Source organism: Alkalitalea saponilacus (genome assembly GCF_900168165.1).
GTDB lineage: Bacteria > Bacteroidota > Bacteroidia > Bacteroidales > Marinilabiliaceae > Natronoflexus > Natronoflexus saponilacus.
Genome location: NZ_FUYV01000004.1, coordinates 159,820 through 179,695 on the forward strand (window position 1 = coordinate 159,820; position 19,876 = coordinate 179,695).

Consider the following 19,876-nt stretch of genomic DNA (forward strand, 5'->3'; position numbering starts at 1 on the left):
TCTATAGGAATGCAAATATTTATACAAATATATCGTTCTCTTTTGTTTTTTGATAAAAAACGGAATATATTTTGCCATAAGTAAAACATACTGTTTAAATATACGTAGAATTTGGCATTTCACAGTTTGATTGGTTAAAAAATTATGTAGAGTTGAGTTGTGTATCGAAAGCAGTAATCAAAACAATTATTTCAAGCTGCATTGGTGTGGTGATTTTTTAATATAATTCCAGCAGGTTTGTATGAAGGGATTGAGTGTATTGAGTTTTTGGCTTTTGGGTTTGTCGGTTCTGGGAAATGTTTCCATACCCGGATATGAAAATTTTTCTTCAAATGCCCGGCAATGGGCAGATTCAATTTATCATACACTTGATTTGGAGTTAAAGGTTGCTCAAATTCTAGTTTCTAATCAAAGTGAATTTGTAGCAGATTTTAAGAAACAAATTCCCCAACCTGGATTTATTATTGGCAACACAGATTATTCCACATCTGGTATACAGAAACCCGGTTTCGCTCTAAGTACTTTCATTGTTCCAGAGCTTAAAAATATATCAAGTCAAAACGACCATACCATCTCTTTTCCCGATGAGAAAAGCATGATCTTAATGGGACAAGAGCATCAGATGCAATTGAAAAACCTGCTTGCTAATAAACTGTACCCAAAAGGAAAACCTGTTTTTGTTGCCTCAGGGAAATACTCTCCATTATGGATGGATGGTGAGGTAATTGGATATGAAAACTACAGTTCACGGGATATCTTATGGATGCCAGTTAGTCATGGAAATGAAACAGGAGGGAAGCCGGGAATCAGGTTATTTCAGATGCCCCGCCAGGTCATTAGTTTAATACCTTCCCGTTTGCCTGATATTTCGTTTAAGGATACTGCTCATAAAACTCCGGTTATGTCTTCCGGTAACTGGCGCAAGGAACCTGTTACCGAAATTGCCATTGAACAGGTACTGAATGACGGAATGCTTTTGCTTACTGATGATTATGAGCTTGACTATATGCGTCTTTTAGCTGCATTTAAGGATCGTTGGCTACCAGAATCTCTTTTAAGTAAAATTTGCCGAATTGTCCTTGCATTTAAATATGATGCCATTAATAAACTGGTTACTCATCAGTTAGATTTCTCAGTTGAAGAGGAGGAACTCATGCTGCGTCATGCATATGAAAACGCAATAATGTTGTTTCAATGGCAGCACCGGTCTCCTTTCCCCATACAGGAGTTAAATATCAGAGTCGGATTTTACGACAACACAAAAGGAAACGCCGAATATTTTCGTGCCATGGCACAAAATCATGTTGTCTCCCCGTTGGATCTGGCTGATGATGTTAATTACGATTTGATTTTCTGGTTAATTGATTCTTTCGAGGATGTGAAAGTGGATGTAAATGGGTTTATTTCACATTTGAAAAGAACATACAACGGAACCAAGGTTGTAATGGTTTATGCAGGGGATCTGGATGAAATTCCATTTACCCGACTTCCCCGCCATCTGGATGCGTTGATCGCATCTCCGGCTAATATTCCTTATTCTTGGAGTTCATTGGCGCAGGTTGCTTTTGGTGGGATAGCAACCATTAAAAAAGATGCATCTTATTATTTTAATGCCGATCTTTTGGAGTTGCAAAGAGAAATTGAAGCCAGTCGCTTAAAGTATGGTACTCCTTTGGAAGCCGGATTAAATAAGGAAATGTTATCTAAAACCGACAAATTAATTCATGATGCCATCAGACAAAAAGCCACGCCCGGCGCCCAATTATTAATTATCAGAAATGGTGTTGTAGCCTGGCATAAAAGTTATGGATTTCATACTTATGAGAACTTCCAACCTGTTTTAAATACCGATTTATATGATCTTGCATCTATAACAAAAATGTCAGCAACTTTACCTGCTCTGATGAAATTGTACGATGAGGGCCGTTGGCGATTGGCTGACTCGCTAAAGAGTTATTTGCCCGAATCAGATACAACAGATAAAAGAGCAATAACAATGAGGCAGCTTTTATTGCATGAGTCTGGTTTGCCTGCATTTATCCCATTTCATATTTCTACCCTTGACCGCACCAAGTTAATTGGTGATTTATATAGCCGTCGACGTTCTGCAACGCATCCGTTTCAAGTTGATGAGCGTTTATGGATGAATAGAACTGCTGTTCTCAGAGATGATTTGTACAGAAGTGTATCAGATCTGCGATTCTCAATACCTGTGGCTCGTGATTTGTACCTGGATGGAACTTACACCGATTCCATATATAATCAGACGCTTTTAGCGCGTCTGAACTCAAACTCATACCGATACAGTGATTTGAATTTCTTGTTGCTGCAAAGAATTACGGAAAACCTGACAGGACATTCACTGGATCAATATGTTTCAAAGAACTTCTACGGTCCGATGGGAGCATCATCATTAACATATAACCCTTGGAAAATAATGGCTGTGGAAAATGTTGTTCCAACTGAAAACGATGTTGCATTTCGCAGACAATTGCTTAGGGGGTATGTACATGATCAGGCAGCGGCTCTCATGGGTGGAGTTGCAGGACATGCCGGTCTTTTTGGAAATGCCAATGATCTGGGCAAAATGATGCAGATGTACTTAAATAATGGAGTTTATGGTTACAGACGTTATCTGAATAGTGAAACCATAAAGTTTTTTAGTGCCAGACAAAACCAGAACAGTCGAAGAGGTTTGGGTTTTGATAAACCCGAACCCGATCCTGATAAAGTGAGTCCCGCGGGTAAACTGGCATCTCCCCAATCATTTGGTCATTCAGGATTTTCAGGAACCATTGCATGGGCTGATCCAGAGTATAACCTTGTATATGTTTTTCTTTCTAATAGAATACACCCAAATCAATATAATCGCTTATTGATTCAGGAAAATATTCGAACCAAATTGCAGGATATTATATACGAATCCATATTGGAAGAGTAATCTCAATTAATGGATGAGATGATTGATTCCGAATCTTTGATCATTCTCTTTCTTGATGCTTTTGCCATATAAATGACATTCTAAATCTTGTTTTTGAGTGGAATTTGCAGGTCAATTATGGAGTCCTTAAGGGGCATAAAGTTGGGCGACTGATTTACTGTGCCTAATGGTACAGTCCTTTCGAGACATGAGATGCTTCTTTTTGCTGAACTGTAGAGTTTTAGATGTCCAACCATTATCCTGTTTCTGAATTAATTCTGCTCAACTACGTTTGGATTTCTCAATAATTAATATCTTTAGTTATTCGTGGATGCTATTTAAGTTATACTGATTGTATTTCATCCGAAAATAATTTAGTTAATTAATTGGCCGAATGGAACTTCCATGAGCTGTTATTTTCGTGCTCTTGTTGTGAGTTGCTCACTCATGGGCGTTTCATTTGTAAATCATCATTCTGATCATGGTAGAGGCATTTGATAAAAAGATTTCAAATCCCGGCAAATTCAAAAACGAAGTTGCCAAAAACGATCCTTACTTTAAGGCTCTTATCACAAAAAATGAGAAAATTCCGACCGATGTTTATGATTCTTCAAATCAGGGGAGCAACATAGTTGCAGCTGAAATTGCAGATACCATTAAAGATGTTAATAGCAAAGGGAGAAAGTGTGTATTATGCCTAACTGTAGGGTCTGCACCTGCAGAAGTATATACCGGGTTAATTCGAATGCACCTTCAGGAGAACCTGTCATTTAAAGATGTCATTGTGTTTGGTGTCATGGAGTTTTTCCCAATTAATGCAAATGCAATTCAAAGCTTCTCGCGCAATATTAATGAGAAATTTATTAGACACATAGATCTGCCTAAAGAACAATTGTTTTTGCTCAATGGAGAACAAAGCCAGGAAGGTATCCATCGTTATTGTCAAGAGATTGAAGAGAAAATTACAAGTTTTGGTGGCATTGATTATCAACTTTTGGGCATCGGATCAACCGGACATATTGGTTTTAACGAACCGGGCTCTGCATTGAACTCCTTAACGAGATTGGTATCTCTTGATGACACAACACGAACCTCTTTGGGTTCATTCTTTAGAGGGAAGGATAATGTTCCAGCCAAAGCAATGACCCTTGGAATTAAAACAATTCTTAGTGCCAAGAAAATTAGGCTGTTGGCATGGGGTGAAGCAAAATCTTCTGTAATTGCAAGTGCGGTGGAAAATAAATTTTCTGAAGAACTGCCCGCTTCATTTCTTCAACAACATAAGGATGCCAGGATTGTGTTAGATATGGCTGCGGGAGCCGAGCTCACACGAATCAAAACACCATGGTTGATTGATGCCGTAGAGTGGAACGACCGGCTCATCCGAAAGGCTGTTGTTTGGTTATGCCAAAAACTTGAAAAGCCTATTTTGAAATTAACAGACCGTGATTATAGTGATAATGGGATGGGTGATCTGATCACAGAAAAAGGCGGTTCATATTCAATAAATATAAAGGTGTTTAATGATTTGCAGCATACCATCACTGGCTGGCCAGGGGGAAAACCAAATTCTGATGACAGTAAACGCCCGGAAAGAAGGGAGCCGTTTCCCAAAAGGGTTATAATTTTTAGTCCACACCCCGATGATGATGTTATTTCAATGGGAGGAACCATGCTCCGATTGGTGGATCATGGACATGATGTTCATGTGGCCTACCAAGTTTCCGGAAATATTGCGGTTAGTGATTCGGATGCTCTCCGATATCTGGAATTTGTTCGTGATTTACAGATCCAAATGGGGTGTAGTGCAGAGTCAATTGCTAAAATTGATCATCTGAAAGAAAAGACCGATAATTTTATTAAGAATAAGCGCAATGATGCGACAGATCTTTATGAAATAAGGAAAATTAAAAGTTTGATAAGGGTGGGAGAGGCCAGAGATGCCTGTAGGTATGCTAATGTTAAATCAGCGAATGTTCATTTTCTGAACCTGCCTTTCTATGAAACCGGAGAGGTTGAAAAGAACCCGATTGGAAAAACAGATATAAAAATTATTTCTGATCTCATTGAGAAAATTAAACCCCATCAAATATATGCAGCCGGCGATTTGTCCGATCCACATGGAACTCACCGGGTTTGTCTGGATGCTATTTTTGAGGCCATAGATGAACTTAAGCATGAAAGCTGGATGAAGGATTGCTGGGTCTGGCTCTATCGTGGAGCCTGGCACGAATGGGATATTCATCAGGTCGAAATGGCTGTTCCAATCAGTCCGGATGAACTTATGCGTAAGCGCACGGCAATATTTAAACACCAGTCTCAGAAAGATGGTGCCATGTTTCTTGGAAGCGATAACCGGGAGTTTTGGCAACGTGCCGAGGAGCGAAACCGTGGCACGGCCAAAATCTATGATCAGCTTGGCATGGCAGAGTATGAGGCCATTGAGGCATTTGTCCGCTACGAGTTTTTATAACTCGTAGAAGGTTTGCATGACTCTGATCAGGTATTCATGATCCGTAACTCCGGCCAATTCCCTCACTGAATGCATTCCCAACATGGCGTTGCCAATATCCACCGACCTGATATCCAACTGCCCGGTGGAGACATTTCCTAAAGTGGATCCTCCAGCCATATCTGACCGATTCAGGAATTTCTGGCAAGGAACTCCCGCTTTCTGGCATATGGACTCAAATACAGCAATGCTGTCACCGTCGCTGGTGTATTTCTGGTTGGCTGTGATTTTTATGACCGGACCTTTATTCATTAATGGGTGCAAAACCGGGTCATGCTTTTCTTCGTAGTTGGGGTGAATGCTGTGAGCCATATCGGCCGATATCATAAAGGATTTGTAAACAGCGCGATAAAAATCCTCTTTGCTCTTCCCAAATTGATGCATAATTCTTTCAAACAGGTGGCGAAACACCGGTGAGCCGGCACCTTGTTTGGTCAAACTCCCTACTTCTTCGTTATCGAAAATGCATAGCATTTGAGTTGCCTCCGATGGCTTACTGTTTAAAAATGCTTTAAAACCGGCATGTGTCATGGCCAGGTTATCGAGTTTCGGACTGGATATAAACTCGTTGTGCATTCCCATAATGCATCCTTTATTGTACTCATTCAGCGTAAGGTCAAAATCGAGTATCTCCCCAGAGTCAATACCTAATTCCTGAGCAATTAACCTGGTTAGCAATCCTTCTTTCGCATCATTATCAGGTAAAATTCCCAAAAGCGGAAGCATCTCCTTTTGCTTGTTTATGGCAACACCATCGTTAACCGAACGATTAAGATGGATGGCAACCGAGGGAATGATAACCAATGGCCTGTTAAAATTAACAAGACGATTTTCGGGCCATAAGGAGGAATCACTTTTTAAGCTGACGCGCCCTGCTATAGAGAGTGGCCTGTCCAGCCAGCTCATTAAAATGGGGCCTCCGTAAACCTCTGTGTTCAGTTTTATATAATAGTTGTCAACACCCATTTCGGGTGTAGGCTTTATCCTGAAAGTTGGTGAATCGCTGTGTGCAGATACAATTCTGAAGCCCGTCTCTGCCGGGTTTCCGGTGCCGGCAACAAATGCAAACAACGATGAACCATTGGGAGTTATATAGTATTTTCCTCCTTTTTTAAGTTCCCATTCGGCGGTTGAATCCAGAAATTCAAATCCAGCCTGGTCTAGTTGCATGGCCATGCTTTCCACAACGTGGAAAGGACTGGCTCCATCATAAATAAAATCAATCAGTTCATTGGCCAATTTATGCGCTCTGTCCATAATAATTTCTCTTTATTTTATCCAAAAATAGCATTAATGCCTCGATTTTTCAATGATAGATGATTGATTGGGACGCTTTCTTTCTTTTTTTTTGAAAAAGAAAGAAAAATCAGTACCTAAGTTTAATGCCAATCTCTCGATTTTTTATTAAATTTGTTTTTTGATATGCAATCAGAAAAAAACATCGGAAAAGTTCACTTTTTACAGAGCACCTTAATGAATAACGAGGGTGTTTTTCTACATTATTTTCCTATATTTATTACTAAATTCATTATTCACGATATTTACCCAATCGTTTCGATTGGGTATTTTTTTGATGTTTCCCAATCGTCAACCTCATTAAGTAATCTTTCATGAAGAACAAAAGCTTAGTCTCCATCAGTGATTACACCAGAGACGAAATACTTCGGATTCTGGAATTGGCTGCATTTTATGAAGCCAATCCCAATCAGCCGGAATTAAAAGAAAAGGTGGTTGCCAGTCTCTTTTTTGAACCATCCACCCGAACCAGGCTGAGTTTTGAAACGGCTATAAACCGTTTGGGTGCCCGGGTTATTGGTTTTACCGACTCATCGTCATCATCCACCACCAAAGGAGAAACGCTTAAGGATACCATAAAAATGGTCAGCAATTATGCCGATTTAATTGTCATGCGTCATCCTCTTGAAGGAAGTGCACGTTATGCTTCGGAACAATCGCGGGTGCCAATCATTAATGCCGGTGATGGTGCCAATCAACATCCCACCCAAACGCTTTTGGATTTATATTCAATTCAAAAAACGCAGGGAACACTGGAAAATCTGACTGTATTCATGGTTGGAGATTTAAAGTATGGCCGTACGGTTCACTCTCTTTTGATGGCATTGTCGCATTTTAATCCTGTTTTTCATTTCGTGGCACCAAAGGAGCTTGAAATGCCTTGCGAATACAAGGCTTTTCTGCGCGAACGCGGAATCGAGTTTTACGAGCAAAAGGAGATGAACAATCTTGAGCAGGCTGATATTCTTTATATGACCCGTGTTCAAAAGGAGCGTTTTTCAGACCCCATGGAGTACGAACGTGTTAAGAATGCTTATGTGTTGCGTAATGCCATGCTTGAGAAAACCAAAGAAAATATGAAGGTGTTGCACCCCCTTCCGCGTGTAAACGAAATTCACACCGATGTTGACAGCAGTGAGAAGGCTTACTATTTTCAACAGGCCGAAAATGGGGTGTATACACGGATGGCAATTATTTCTGCCATTATGGGAATAAAGTAGATGATTAGAGGTTTAGATTGTTTTGGACAATCAGGAGATTGCGATAATAGAGAGTTGTGTATGGTGATAGCAATATGAGTAAGCATAGCTCTTGAGGCTACTCTAGTTGATGCGAAAGGAGCCCAAAATTCCTTGGGACTACCCAGATGACGTGCAATCCGTGATGGGCTGCCAAAATAATAATAGAACGAAAAAATATGACCTATAATCCGCCAAAGCATCATCGCCGCAGTATTCGCCTGAAAGGATATGATTATTCGCAGGCAGGATTGTATTTTATAACCATTTGTTGTCAGGATAGGATTTGCAGGTTTGGCCATATAGAAACCGGTAAAATGTATTTAAATGAATTGGGATTGGTGGCATATAATGAATGGGCAAAATTGCCCCAACGATTTCCCAGTTTCGAATTGGATGTGTTTCAAATTATGCCCAACCATATCCATGGTATTATTGTTTTGAATGAATTTCCCGTAGGGGCAGGGTTCACCCCTGCCCAGAATAACCACGTCACCCCTGCCCAGAATAACCACGTTACCCCTGCCCAGAATGCCATGGAAAATATGGCAATTCATATTAGGGCAACCGCAAGGGTTGTCCCTACGGTATCCGACATTGTGGGGGCATACAAATCGTTGGTGGCAAATGGATGTTTGAAATTATTTAAAAAAAATAATGATACCATGGGAAAATTATGGCAACGTAATTACCATGAACACATTATTCGCAATGAACAATCGTACATGAATATTTCGAATTATATTATAACCAATCCTGCAAATTGGGACAACGATTCATTAAAATAGGCGCAATAATTAATGAAATCATGATAAATATTCATGGATTGGAGATGTACAAAAAAATCGCATGTCTGAACTTGAAACAAATATGATAAGGTAAAAAACATCTATAAATTATTTGAACAAACGGAAGTGCGTTTTCTATAGACTGCCCGTCATCAAGCCGCCAAACGTTGACAATTACGCAGCTCTAATTGTGCCTAATTACAAACGTTGGGGGAGATGATGAAAGAACCATTGATGTTTAATTTATTGTTTTCATTATATTGTTTCAAAATTTCTATTAATTATAAAAATCATTACTTTAACATAAACAATTGACCAACAGTTAAAACAGTGAGTCATGTCAAAGCAAAAACAACTCCAGGTAAGTGCCATTGAAAATGGCACTGTAATAGACCATATACCGGCCGAATCTCTATTTGATGTCATTAACATCCTTGGCCTCGACCAAATCACTAATCTGATAACTTTCGGAACCAATCTCGACAGCGATAAATTAGGTAAAAAAGCCATCATTAAGGTCGAAGGTAAGTTTTTTGAGGACAATGAAATCAATAAGATTTCATTGGTTGCTCCACACGTAAAACTCAACATCATAAGAGATTACGAAGTGGTGGAAAAACGTGATGTGGAAATACCCGATGAAGTAGTCGGGATTGTGAAATGCTTTAATCCCAAATGTATTACCAATAATGAAGTCATTAAAACGCACTTTAAGGTGATGGACAAAACCGACCTGGCTCTTAAATGCCATTATTGTGAAAAAAATACCACCAGGGACGAGTTGAAAATGAATTAATTATGCCAAAAGTTGATTGGAAACCCGGAAATATGCTCTATCCGCTTCCGGCTGTCATGGTTTCGCTTGGCGAAACCCCGGAAGAATTCAATATCATCACCATTGCGTGGACAGGAACCATATGTTCTGACCCGCCGATGTGCTATATCTCGGTTCGTCCCGGTAGACATTCGTACGACATTTTAGCCCGAACCAGGGAGTTTGTTATCAATCTGACAACGCGAGACCTGGCTTACGCTACCGATTGGTGCGGTGTACGCTCCGGCAGGCATCACCAAAAGTTTGACAGCATGAACCTCACCCCCGGGAAAGCTTCGGTGGTAAATGCTCCGATTATTGAGGAATCGCCCGTTAATATTGAGTGTAAAGTGACTGAAATTTTGCCGCTGGGAACTCATCATATGTTTTTGGCTGAAGTGGTGAATGTCAAGGTCGAAGATAAGTATCTGGATTCAGAAACTGGTGCCTTCTCACTTAAGAAAGCACGTCCGATTGCTTATTCGCATGGCAACTATTTCGGATTGGGAAAAAAACTCGGGAAATTTGGGTTTTCGGTAGAGAAAAAGAAAACAAGACGTAAGCGTCACGAAAAACAAATGAAAAACAGAAAGGGTGGGGAAGAGGCTGTTTAAAACAGCCTTCCCTGTTGGTCGGTTTCATTTATTTCGTTTAAATGGGGATACCAGATATATCCTTTTACTTTCGAATATCCCATCTCTTTAACAAGTAAAATATAATCCTGAACCTGTTTTTGATGGGATGGATGTTTTCCTTGCCCAAATTTGTAATCCACAACAATCACTTCGTCGTCCTTTATCATCACCCGGTCGGGACGTTTTATTGTCCCGGATAAAATGGCGGCTTCGTTTTTAACCTGATATGTGCCATCAAACCAATGTTTTACTTTGGGATGAAGAAGCCATTTTTCCACCTGCTTTTTTAAGTTTTCAGACTCAGCCTCAGTAATGATTCCTTTAAAACGTAACGTTTTAAAGGCTTTTTCAACATCGTTTGTGGTTGAAATAAGCTCAAACAAACTATGCATCACTTTACCATAATTCACCTGAAGATTTTCGCCATCTTCGGTAAAATAGTTCTCACTTTCCAAGTGAATTTTTAGTCTATTTCCAGGTGAAATGTGGATAAATCCACTCAGATTAAGCGTTTCTTCTTCCCTTATTTTTGTCTCCTTCTTTACCGATTGGTTTCGCTCACTGTTATTGGCCCGGTTTAAAGAAAAGAGCCGGTCATTTTCCGTTTCTCCATTTTCAAAAACCTGATTATACAACCCGGTTGCAATCTGGCTATGAATTAATTGTCCAATGGTGCTGATGCTCTTGTAATCGGTTTGGTTGAGATGTGCAAAAACCGATAAACTGCGTCGGGCACGTGTAAATGCCACGTAAGTGATGTTGAGGTTGTCAACATACTGGTTCAGGACTTCCTGTAAATAGTCGGCCGCAAACCACGAATCTCCCAACAATTTTACCCCTTTAACCGGAACCAGCGGTATGGCGTTGAAAGGTTCTTTGTTTGGTTTAAACCATAGCAAATTCCCATGTCGCAGGGTATTTAATTCCCACGAGGCAAATGGTACTACCACCGCTTTAAATTCAAGGCCTTTTGATTTGTGGATGGTCATAACACGAATGGCTTCCTGATTTTCAGGAATTGAGAGTGAATGTTTACACCCTTTGTTGTACCAAAACTGTAAAAACCGATTTAAATCGGCCGACTCCTGATTTATATGACTCAGTAAAAGGCTCTGAAATGCTTCCACGTAAACAGAGTGTTGTTTTACCAACTCCTCAGGCAGAAGCTGAATAATGGCTTCTGTAAGCTCATAAAGCGGCTTTTTTTGAATATCGGTTATTTTTTCTTTGTGCGATTGCCACAATTTTCCTAACGAAAATTGATGAAATGCCTCCGTGGTATCAAATTCAATCTGTTCAGGCTTCAGATAGCTGTTTTTATATAAATATTGAAGTATGAACGATTCCGTTTGAAGGTTTTCGGGGTTTTGAATAAGCTCCAGATGCGCGATTATAAGCCGGATAAGCTCTGAATTGGCAATCACCAGTGATTCGTTGCTGATGACCGGCAATGGTTTTGATTCGGGGTGGAAGTGACCCGATAAAAGTGCATCGGTAATCAAAACGGCTTCGTTGTTGTTTCTTACTAGTACCGATATTTCCGATAGTTTAAACTCTTCACAAAGGGTGTGAATGTGTTTTATGCTTTGCTCAATGGCTGCCTGTTGGAAATCTTCTTTTTTTTCGCCTTCAATCAGTTCAAAATGGAGTCGTCCACCACTGTTCACAGCCGATTTAGAGGTGTTCTGTTTGATGTCGCTGTAGGCTTTTGTTATTTTTTCGGACAGATGCTGAAATATTTCACCCTGAGCCAAATCGTCGGGTATCATGCTGTTGAATTGCTGCTGAATGGATTCAGCAGCAGAACTGAAAAAGGCGTTGTTGAATTTAATTATCTCTTCATCGCTTCGCCAGTTGGTGTCGAGTGTTATGGCATTCATGCCATAACTATCAAAATCTCGCTCCACATGCTCGGCCAGCAAATTCCAGTCGGAATTGCGCCATCGGTAAATGGCCTGTTTTACATCACCAACCAGTAGGGATGTTTTTTCTGATGCCAGGGAATCTCTAATAAGCGGTAAAAAATTTGCGTACTGCAACGAAGAGGTGTCCTGAAACTCATCAATCATGTAATGAATGTAACGGGTTCCGGTTTTTTCGTAAATAAACGGGGTCTCGTTGTTTTCAATGATGCGGGTTAAGAGGTGGTTGGTTCCGGAAATAAGAAAAATGTTCTCTTCCCGGCACAATTCCATCAATTTGTTGTTCACATCATTGAGCATGCCCAAGGCATTGAGGTTGGGTAGTATAAGTTTTGCTGTGTGATAATCTCTTACATTTTTTGAGATGATTTCTACCGCCTGTGTAACCAATTCAAGCAATCCTCCATTATAAGCTGCCAGTACATCCAGATTGCGATTTTCCTGTTTTTCGTTTTTTGTCCACTCTTCACTGCCGGAAAGTAAAACGATGTATTTTTCCACCTCCAGATGGCCACTCAGATTGGCCATCTTTTCAAAACACTTTACCTTGGTTCTGGATTTTCCTTTAAAATCGTTATTGATGTCTAGGTTGTGTTGTTTTATGATTTCCAGCGCTTTTTTGCCAATGGTTTGGATTTGAGAGTCCAGATTATTGACAATCTCTTCCAATGCTTTTTTATAGGTATTCAGAAATTCCTTGTTGTTTATATGCTTGGCCAACGCCAACGCATTGGCCTGATACTTTTCTGAGAAAATCTCTTTGCTGATGGTCAGTATTTCGTTTGAAATGTTCCAGCCTTTATCTTCTTCCATCCGTTCACGTGCAAACTGAATCAACCACGATTTTAGCTCCTTGTGCTGTGGTGAGTCCATTTCAAGAATCAGCTGGTCAACTGCCATTTGTAAAATGCGTTCGGTTTCCATTTCCAGCCTGAAACCTACCGGAAGTCCCATCTCGCGTGCAAAGGAGCGTGTTACTTTCTGGAAAAAACTATCGATGGTGCTTACCGAAAAATTGGCATAGTCGTGCAGCAGTTGGCGAAGAAGTTTCAATGCAAGGCGGCGCACTTCATTTTCAGGTAAACTGCTTGCTTCTTCAAGGTCGCTCATATATTCGTGCCTTTTACCTGAGTGGCTTGCAATATCATACAGGGTGGACAAGATTCGCGAACGCATTTCGGTCGTGGCTTTGTTGGTAAAAGTAACAGCCAGTATCTGGCGGTAGTCGCCGGGATTTTTAAACAGCAGTTTTAAATACTCTTTGGTGAGAGTGTATGTTTTTCCTGAACCTGCTGAAGCACGGTAAACCTGTATTTTGGACATGCATTTCTTATTTCGGTTTCTAAAACTAATAAAAAACGGAGATATCTCAAAGGTTTAGTCTCTAACGGGACTGTGCAGTTAGGTGCAGAATATCGGTAGCGAAAAAATAAGTCTCATTTTTCCGTGTCCTTTAGGGACACTACAATTAGGAAGTAGTATAGCATCCTGCCTGGAAATTTTCCAGACAGTATTGAAAGCCTTTAAAAGTCCAAATTTCTATCCAAAAACTATCGGGTCTACGCTCTATGGTCTTTTATATATGGCAATAAAATAGTAGTTTTGTGTTTCGTTCAAAACACTTGTGGTGTAAGAGTTAAAATGAACTTGGCCTCACTGTTTTGAAATTCATCGCATAAGATTCAATAATGAAATATATCGTAGTTTTGGCCGATGGAATGGCCGATGAACCAATTGAAGCATTTAATGGATTAACCCCCGCCATGGCCGCACATAAGCCGGTTATGGATGCCATGTGCAAGCAAGCTGCCACCGGCTTGGTTCATACTGTACCTCAGGGATTTCACCCCGGAAGCGAAATTGCCAATATGAATATTCTCGGTTACCAGCCTTCAAAATATTTTGAGGGTAGGGGAGTGTTGGAAGCTGCTGCACTGGGAATTGAATCTGAGCCTGATGAACTGGTCTTCAGATGCAACCTTGTTTCTGTGGAGGAGAATATTCTCATCAATCATTCGGCCGGGCATATCTCAACAGCTGAAGCTGACGAAATAATTCAGACCCTGAATAGTGAGTTGGGAAGTGAAAAAATAAAATTTTACACAGGTACAAGTTACCGTCATATTCTGGTTATTAAGGGAGCCAATAAAAATGTGAAGTGCACACCGCCTCACGACCATCCCGGGAAACCTGCCCATCCGCTCTTTCCAACGGCAGAATCACCAGACGCCGACGATACCGCTAAGTTGTTGTCGGAACTCATGGATAAATCATTAAAAATTTTGGCCAACCATCCGGTAAATGTGAAACGACGTGCTGACGGAAAAAAATGTGCTGATTCCATCTGGCCATGGTCGCCTGGATACAGACCGGCATTTCCTTCTTTTAAGGAGCGGTTTGGCATGGATTCTGGAGCAGTTATATCTGCCGTGGATTTAATACATGGAATTGGAAAGCTGGCAGGATTGGAATCTGTATTTGTGGAAGGTGCCACTGGTTTACATGATACCAATTACGAAGGGAAGGCTGCAGGAGCCTTGGATGCTCTTCAAAAACATCCGTTTGTGTTTTTGCATGTGGAGGCCATGGACGAAGCCGGTCATGAAGGCGATTACCAACTAAAAAAGCGGGTCATTGAAGATTTTGACAGCAGATTGCTTAAACCCCTTTGGGATGGCTTGAATAAAATGGGTGAACCTTTCACCTTTCTGTTGTTACCCGACCATCCAACGCCTTGTAATTTGCGTACACATACAATGGAGCCTGTTCCGTTTTTTATGATAAAACCCGGTTTAGATGCTGACTCTGTTGATTCCTTTAACGAAGAAACGGTTAAAAATGGCAGTCTAGGTGAGATTTTAGGTGAGAATATTTTAGATATGTTTTTTAAATAGGTCATTCAAATGAAATATATAAGTTTAGGCAACCGCCAGGAGAAATATAACCTTAAAGAGGTATTGTTTAGAGGTTTGGCGCCTGATGGCAATCTTTTTATGCCGGAATCGATTCCTACGTTGGATGCTTCTTTTTTTAAAGAATTGCCACACATGGATTTACCGGAAATGGGTTTTCATGTTTTGTCGCAATTCATGAGCGAGGATTTAAGCGACGATGTATTAAAACAGATTACCAAAGAGACTTTTTCATTTGATATTCCATTGAAAAAAGTGGAGGAGGGGGTTTATGTTTTGGAACTGTTTCACGGGCCCACTCAGGCTTTTAAGGATGTTGGCGCCAGATGTTTGTCAAGATTGTTGGGGCATTTTAATAAGGGGGAAAGCAGAAAATTAATGGTGTTAACTGCCACCTCAGGTGATACCGGAGGTGCTGTGGCACACGGTTTTCACCGTGTACCTGGTGTTGAAGTAGTGGTTCTATATCCATACGGAAAGGTAAGCCCATACCAGGAGTATCAGATTACCGGACCAGGTGACAATGTTCACGCCATTGCTGTGGATGGCAGTTTCGACGATTGCCAGCGACTTGTTAAGGAGGCATTTAACGACCAGGTTTTGCGGGAGCAGATTTACATGACCTCGGCCAACTCCATAAATATTGGCAGGTTGGTTCCGCAATCGGTTTATTATTTTCAGGTAATTTCTCAGCTACGTCGCATGGGAATTGAAGATGCTCCGGTGATAACAGTTCCCAGTGGTAATTTCGGAAATATTACAGCAGCCATGTTGGCTACCAGAATGGGATTGCCGGTTAAGCGGTTCATAGCAGCTACCAATGCCAATGATGTAGTCCCTCGCTTTCTGAAATCAGGCAAGTACGATCCACAGGCCACCATTCCAACCGTTGCAAATGCAATGGATGTAGGTGATCCGAGTAATTTTAGCCGTATGTTCGATCTTTTCCGCAATGATATTGATGACCTTCGAAAAAACCTTATTTCCTCACCGGTTTCAGATGATGAGATAAAATCAACCATTGTGGAAGTGTACAAAAGCAAAGGGTATTTAATGGATCCGCATACCGCTTCGGCTTATGCCGTGGTTAAAAAGGAGCGAAAAGATGATGAAACAGCAGTTTTTGTTTCAACAGCTCATCCTTTTAAGTTCAACGAGGTGATAGATCAAATTTTACCCGGAGAATTGAATAAATCAGGTTACAGTATTGATTTTGAGATTGGAAAGAATGTTGGAAAGGATATTATGCCGGCTTTTTACAAGGAATTTAGGAGTAGGATAGAAAAAATGGCATGATCATTGAATGATTTTTTATAATTTTAATATTTAAAAATGTTTTTTCTGATTTTTAAAAAAATGTTATTTTTACGCATCCTAAAAAATCAGGCAATTTTGAACTTAATATAAAAGAAACAATAAAAACGAAGGATTATGAAGTATTTAGCAGTTGTAGGATTGATGTTTTTTTCACTGGTTGTTTTTGCGCAGGATGGAACTTCGCACATTGAATTACAGAATCAGGGAAATGATGCACTAAGAGAGAATAATTTCGCAGAAGCTCTTGAGTTGTATGAAGCCGCTTTAGCAGTATGGCCTGAAGATGAGGAGGTAAATTCAGCAATGATTTTTAACATGGCAACTTGCGCACGCCGCTCTGATAACCACGAAAAGGCTCTTGAATATTATCAAAAGTCTGTTGATCTTGGGTACCGTGCAGACTTCTCAACTTTTTATGTAGCAACAGCGCTAAACAATCTGGAGCGTCATGATGAAATGGAAGAGGTGTTGCTTCAGGCACTTGTAGATTTTCGCTCTAGTTCTGTTTTTGGACATATGCGTCGCCTTTTAACCAATTACTATTTGCGTCAGGGAGCCGAGCCATACAACAGGGCATCGCAAATACTTGCAACGGCTCAGGATGCAGATCCATCTGAATTCGATGAAATTACTGCTCGTGCAAATGTTGAGTTTGAAAAAGCCAAACCTTGGTTTGAGAAAGTAATTGAAATTGATCCAGACAATTCAAATGCTCAGGCATCATTGAGAGAGATCAATACTCGTCTTAACTAATTCAGGGTATATTAAGCACAAAAAAAGAGGACATCCAATGGATGTCCTCTTTTTTTGTGCTGTTTTAATAATTAATTATTAGACTCTTTGCCATGCTTGCTGGCTGCTTTCTTTGTTGCATCTTTATCACCCTCTAATGCCACAATTTTAGTAGTGATTTTTTCTTCTTTATCATCAAAATCAACCTCTATGGCATCTCCTTCCGATATGGAAGCCTGAATGATAACCTCGGCCATTTCATCTTCAAGATATTTCTGAATGGCTCGTTTTAACGGACGTGCACCATATTGAATATCAAATCCTTTAGATGCAATAAAATTCTTTGCTTTGTCGGTTAGTTGAAGTTTGTATCCCAAACTTTCTACCCTTGAAAAAAGACCTTTTAATTCGATATCGATGATACTGTAAATGTCTGCCTCCGTTAGGTTGTTAAAGATAATTACATCGTCAATCCTGTTGAGGAACTCAGGTGCGAAGGCTTTTTTTAGTGCTTTTTCAATTACCCCTTTGGCAAATTCATTATCGCTTTTTGCTCCGGATGGGACAAACCCGACACCCCTCCCAAAATCTTTAAGTTCACGCGTTCCTATGTTGGATGTCATGATGATGATGGTGTTTTTGAAATCAACCCTGCGTCCCAGGCTATCGGTCAGGCGTCCTTCGTCCAAAACCTGAAGCATCAGGTGAAATACATCGGGGTGAGCTTTCTCAATTTCATCCAGAAGGACCACTGAATATGGTCTTCTGCGTACTTTCTCAGTCAATTGTCCACCCTCTTCATAACCAATGTATCCCGGAGGTGCTCCAACCAAGCGCGACACACTGAATTTCTCCATATATTCACTCATGTCGATGCGAATGAGTGAATCGGTGGTGTCAAAAAGATATTGGGCAAGAATTTTAGCCAAATGTGTTTTTCCAACCCCTGTCGGCCCTAAAAATACAAATGAACCAATAGGCCGGTTTGGATCCTTTAATCCAGCTCTGTTGCGTTGAATGGCCTTTACAATCTTTTGAATGGCCTCTTCCTGTCCTATAACTTTACCTTTGAGCTGTTCTCCCATTTTCAGCAAACGGAAACCTTCTGCCTGTGCCACTCTTTGTACAGGAATTCCGGTCATCATGGCAACAACTTCGGCAACTTTCTCAGCGTCAACAACTTCTCTATGCTTTTGAAGCTCTTCTTCCCATTTGACCTTTGATTGCTCAAGCTCATCAAGCAGAGTCTTCTCCTTATCCCGGAAACTCGCAGCCAATTCAAAATTTTGAGCTTTTACAGCTTTGATTTTGTTCTCTTTGGTCTCTTCTATTTGGTTTTCCAGCTTAAGAATGGTTTCAGGAACCACAATGTTTGAAATATGCACCCTCGAACCTGCCTCATCCAGAGCATCAATGGCTTTATCAGGCAGATGGCGGTCAGATATGTACCTTTCGGTCAGTTTTACACAAGCATCAATGGCCTCAGGCGTATACTCAACGTTATGATGATCTTCATATTTAGGTTTGATATTATTGAGGATTTCAAAAGTCTCCTCAACACTGGTGGGCTCAATCATGATTTTTTGAAAACGACGCTCAAGAGCTCCGTCTTTTTCAATGTGCTGACGATACTCATCTAATGTGGTCGCTCCAATGCATTGAATCTCACCACGAGCCAAGGCAGGCTTGAGCATGTTGGCTGCATCCAGAGAGCCTGTAGCACCTCCTGCTCCTACAATGGTGTGAATTTCGTCAATAAAGAGTATGATTCCGGGATTTTTCGACAATTCATTAAGGATGGCCTTAATACGTTCTTCAAATTGTCCGCGATACTTTGTCCCTGCAACGATGGATGCAAGATCCAGTGTAACCACTCGTTTATCAAAGAGCACTCTGGAAACCTTTCTCTCTACAATTCGAAGAGCTAATCCTTCAGCAATGGCTGATTTTCCAACTCCGGGTTCCCCAATTAGTATGGGGTTATTCTTTTTTCGACGGCTTAATATTTGTGCCAGTCGTTCGATTTCCCTCTCACGGCCAACGATGGGATCCAATCGTCCTTCTTCTGCAGCCTTGGTAATATCAATGCCGAAATTATCCAGTACAGGCGTTTCACTGGCCGTTTTGGCTCCGGTTGGTTTAGACCCTTCAGGATTGCCTCCTCCTGACCCAAAAGGATTATCATGATCGTCATCATCCGGCATTTGAGAACGCATGTTTGCGCTACCTCTAGTCAGTTGATGTTTTAATTGGTTATATTTTACGTTGTATTCTTCCATGATTTCAGAAATTGTACCGTTAGAATCTCTTAATAGAGCCAACAAAAGGTGCAAGGTTGTGATTTTTTCACTTTTCAAAGATCTTGCTTCTAGGTGCACCAATTTTAAAATTTGCTCTGTTGACTTTAAAAGGGGTAAATGCTCCATTTTGTTCAATGGCTTATTCCCTTTTATTTTGTTTTCTATGGTTTCTCGTAGTTGACTAAAATCTACTTTAAGCCTTTCCAGTAATCTACATGCTTTTCCCTCCGGTTGTAACAAAATTCCCAGTAATAAATGTTCCGGAGCAATAAACAGATTGCCCAATCTTAATGCTTCTTCTTTGCTGGAAGTAATTACGTCCCGCACACGTGATGAATAATTCAAATCCATAGCTTACTCTCTCAATTCTTAATTATGGTTTGGTGAAAAAGGCTTGTCTGATGCCTGATCACGAAACCGGTTTCGGTTTAGGTTTCGGGGTAGGTTTTTCTTAATCAGAAAAAAATCCCCGTTTTCTTCAGTTCTGAGT

General features: G+C 40.5%; 12 protein-coding genes. 9 read left to right on the forward strand and 3 right to left on the reverse strand.

The features are described 5' to 3' along the window. The first annotated feature begins 241 nt into the window (after positions 1–241). Positions 242–2,941 (forward strand): serine hydrolase domain-containing protein, encoded by a 2,700-nt coding sequence (locus B5X70_RS05110; RefSeq protein WP_079556806.1) that lies wholly within the window; start codon positions 242–244, stop codon positions 2,939–2,941. Between the two features lie 460 nt (positions 2,942–3,401). After that, the gene (locus B5X70_RS05115) at positions 3,402–5,393 is read left to right on the forward strand and encodes a glucosamine-6-phosphate deaminase (protein ID WP_079556807.1); all 1,992 of its coding nucleotides are present in this window, start codon (positions 3,402–3,404) and stop codon (positions 5,391–5,393) included. On the opposite strand, the gene B5X70_RS05120 is transcribed toward B5X70_RS05115, so the two are convergent. Further along, the gene (locus B5X70_RS05120; RefSeq protein WP_079556808.1) at positions 5,388–6,689 is read right to left on the reverse strand and encodes a M18 family aminopeptidase; all 1,302 of its coding nucleotides are present in this window, start codon (positions 6,687–6,689) and stop codon (positions 5,388–5,390) included. The two genes, B5X70_RS05115 and B5X70_RS05120, sit on opposite strands and share 6 nt — an antisense overlap. 353 nt (positions 6,690–7,042) lie before the next feature. Between B5X70_RS05120 and pyrB the strand changes: the two genes are divergently transcribed. From pyrB to B5X70_RS05145, 4 genes are all read left to right on the forward strand, one after another. Further along, positions 7,043–7,948, forward strand: coding sequence for an aspartate carbamoyltransferase (gene pyrB, locus B5X70_RS05130; protein WP_079556810.1), 906 nt, complete (start codon positions 7,043–7,045; stop codon positions 7,946–7,948). 197 nt (positions 7,949–8,145) lie between these two features. Beyond that, positions 8,146–8,754: a transposase gene (locus tag B5X70_RS05135; protein ID WP_079556811.1), complete on the forward strand. Its 609-nt coding sequence runs from the start codon at positions 8,146–8,148 to the stop codon at positions 8,752–8,754. A 337-nt stretch (positions 8,755–9,091) separates the two neighbouring features. Next, positions 9,092–9,550, forward strand: coding sequence for an aspartate carbamoyltransferase regulatory subunit (gene pyrI, locus B5X70_RS05140; protein ID WP_079556812.1), 459 nt, complete (start codon positions 9,092–9,094; stop codon positions 9,548–9,550). 2 nt (positions 9,551–9,552) lie between these two features. After that, entirely contained in the window at positions 9,553–10,182 is a 630-nt protein-coding gene (locus tag B5X70_RS05145) for a flavin reductase family protein (RefSeq protein WP_079556813.1), read from the forward strand. On the opposite strand, the gene B5X70_RS05150 is transcribed toward B5X70_RS05145, so the two are convergent. Next, positions 10,179–13,448: a UvrD-helicase domain-containing protein gene (locus tag B5X70_RS05150; RefSeq protein WP_079556814.1), complete on the reverse strand. Its 3,270-nt coding sequence runs from the start codon at positions 13,446–13,448 to the stop codon at positions 10,179–10,181. The two genes, B5X70_RS05145 and B5X70_RS05150, sit on opposite strands and share 4 nt — an antisense overlap. 365 nt (positions 13,449–13,813) lie before the next feature. On the opposite strand from B5X70_RS05150, the gene B5X70_RS05155 reads away from it, so the two are divergent. The 3 genes from B5X70_RS05155 (at position 13,814) to B5X70_RS05165 (ending at position 17,107) form a co-directional block, all read left to right on the forward strand. Next, the gene (locus tag B5X70_RS05155; RefSeq protein WP_079556815.1) at positions 13,814–15,019 is read left to right on the forward strand and encodes a cofactor-independent phosphoglycerate mutase; all 1,206 of its coding nucleotides are present in this window, start codon (positions 13,814–13,816) and stop codon (positions 15,017–15,019) included. A gap of 9 nt (positions 15,020–15,028) precedes the next feature. After that, on the forward strand, positions 15,029–16,333 hold the full coding sequence (gene thrC, locus B5X70_RS05160) for a threonine synthase (RefSeq protein ID WP_079556816.1): 1,305 nt from the start codon (positions 15,029–15,031) through the stop codon (positions 16,331–16,333). Between the two features lie 135 nt (positions 16,334–16,468). Further along, the gene (locus tag B5X70_RS05165) at positions 16,469–17,107 is read left to right on the forward strand and encodes a tetratricopeptide repeat protein (RefSeq protein WP_079556817.1); all 639 of its coding nucleotides are present in this window, start codon (positions 16,469–16,471) and stop codon (positions 17,105–17,107) included. A gap of 71 nt (positions 17,108–17,178) precedes the next feature. Here the strand turns inward: B5X70_RS05165 and B5X70_RS05170 are convergent, their stop codons facing one another. Beyond that, positions 17,179–19,737 (reverse strand): ATP-dependent Clp protease ATP-binding subunit, encoded by a 2,559-nt coding sequence (locus B5X70_RS05170; protein ID WP_079556818.1) that lies wholly within the window; start codon positions 19,735–19,737, stop codon positions 17,179–17,181. Between the last annotated feature and the right edge of the window lie 139 nt (positions 19,738–19,876).

Coding starts and splice junctions, on each gene's coding strand:
- B5X70_RS05135 (WP_079556811.1), top strand. CDS start 8,146: ATGACCTATAATCCGCCAAAGCATCATCGCCGCAGTATTCGCCTGAAA.
- B5X70_RS05110 (WP_079556806.1), top strand. CDS start 242: ATGAAGGGATTGAGTGTATTGAGTTTTTGGCTTTTGGGTTTGTCGGTT.
- B5X70_RS05155 (WP_079556815.1), top strand. CDS start 13,814: ATGAAATATATCGTAGTTTTGGCCGATGGAATGGCCGATGAACCAATT.
- B5X70_RS05145 (WP_079556813.1), top strand. CDS start 9,553: ATGCCAAAAGTTGATTGGAAACCCGGAAATATGCTCTATCCGCTTCCG.
- B5X70_RS05120 (WP_079556808.1), bottom strand. CDS start 6,689: ATGGACAGAGCGCATAAATTGGCCAATGAACTGATTGATTTTATTTAT.
- B5X70_RS05165 (WP_079556817.1), top strand. CDS start 16,469: ATGAAGTATTTAGCAGTTGTAGGATTGATGTTTTTTTCACTGGTTGTT.
- pyrB (WP_079556810.1), top strand. CDS start 7,043: ATGAAGAACAAAAGCTTAGTCTCCATCAGTGATTACACCAGAGACGAA.
- B5X70_RS05170 (WP_079556818.1), bottom strand. CDS start 19,737: ATGGATTTGAATTATTCATCACGTGTGCGGGACGTAATTACTTCCAGC.
- B5X70_RS05150 (WP_079556814.1), bottom strand. CDS start 13,448: ATGTCCAAAATACAGGTTTACCGTGCTTCAGCAGGTTCAGGAAAAACA.
- thrC (WP_079556816.1), top strand. CDS start 15,029: ATGAAATATATAAGTTTAGGCAACCGCCAGGAGAAATATAACCTTAAA.
- pyrI (WP_079556812.1), top strand. CDS start 9,092: ATGTCAAAGCAAAAACAACTCCAGGTAAGTGCCATTGAAAATGGCACT.
- B5X70_RS05115 (WP_079556807.1), top strand. CDS start 3,402: ATGGTAGAGGCATTTGATAAAAAGATTTCAAATCCCGGCAAATTCAAA.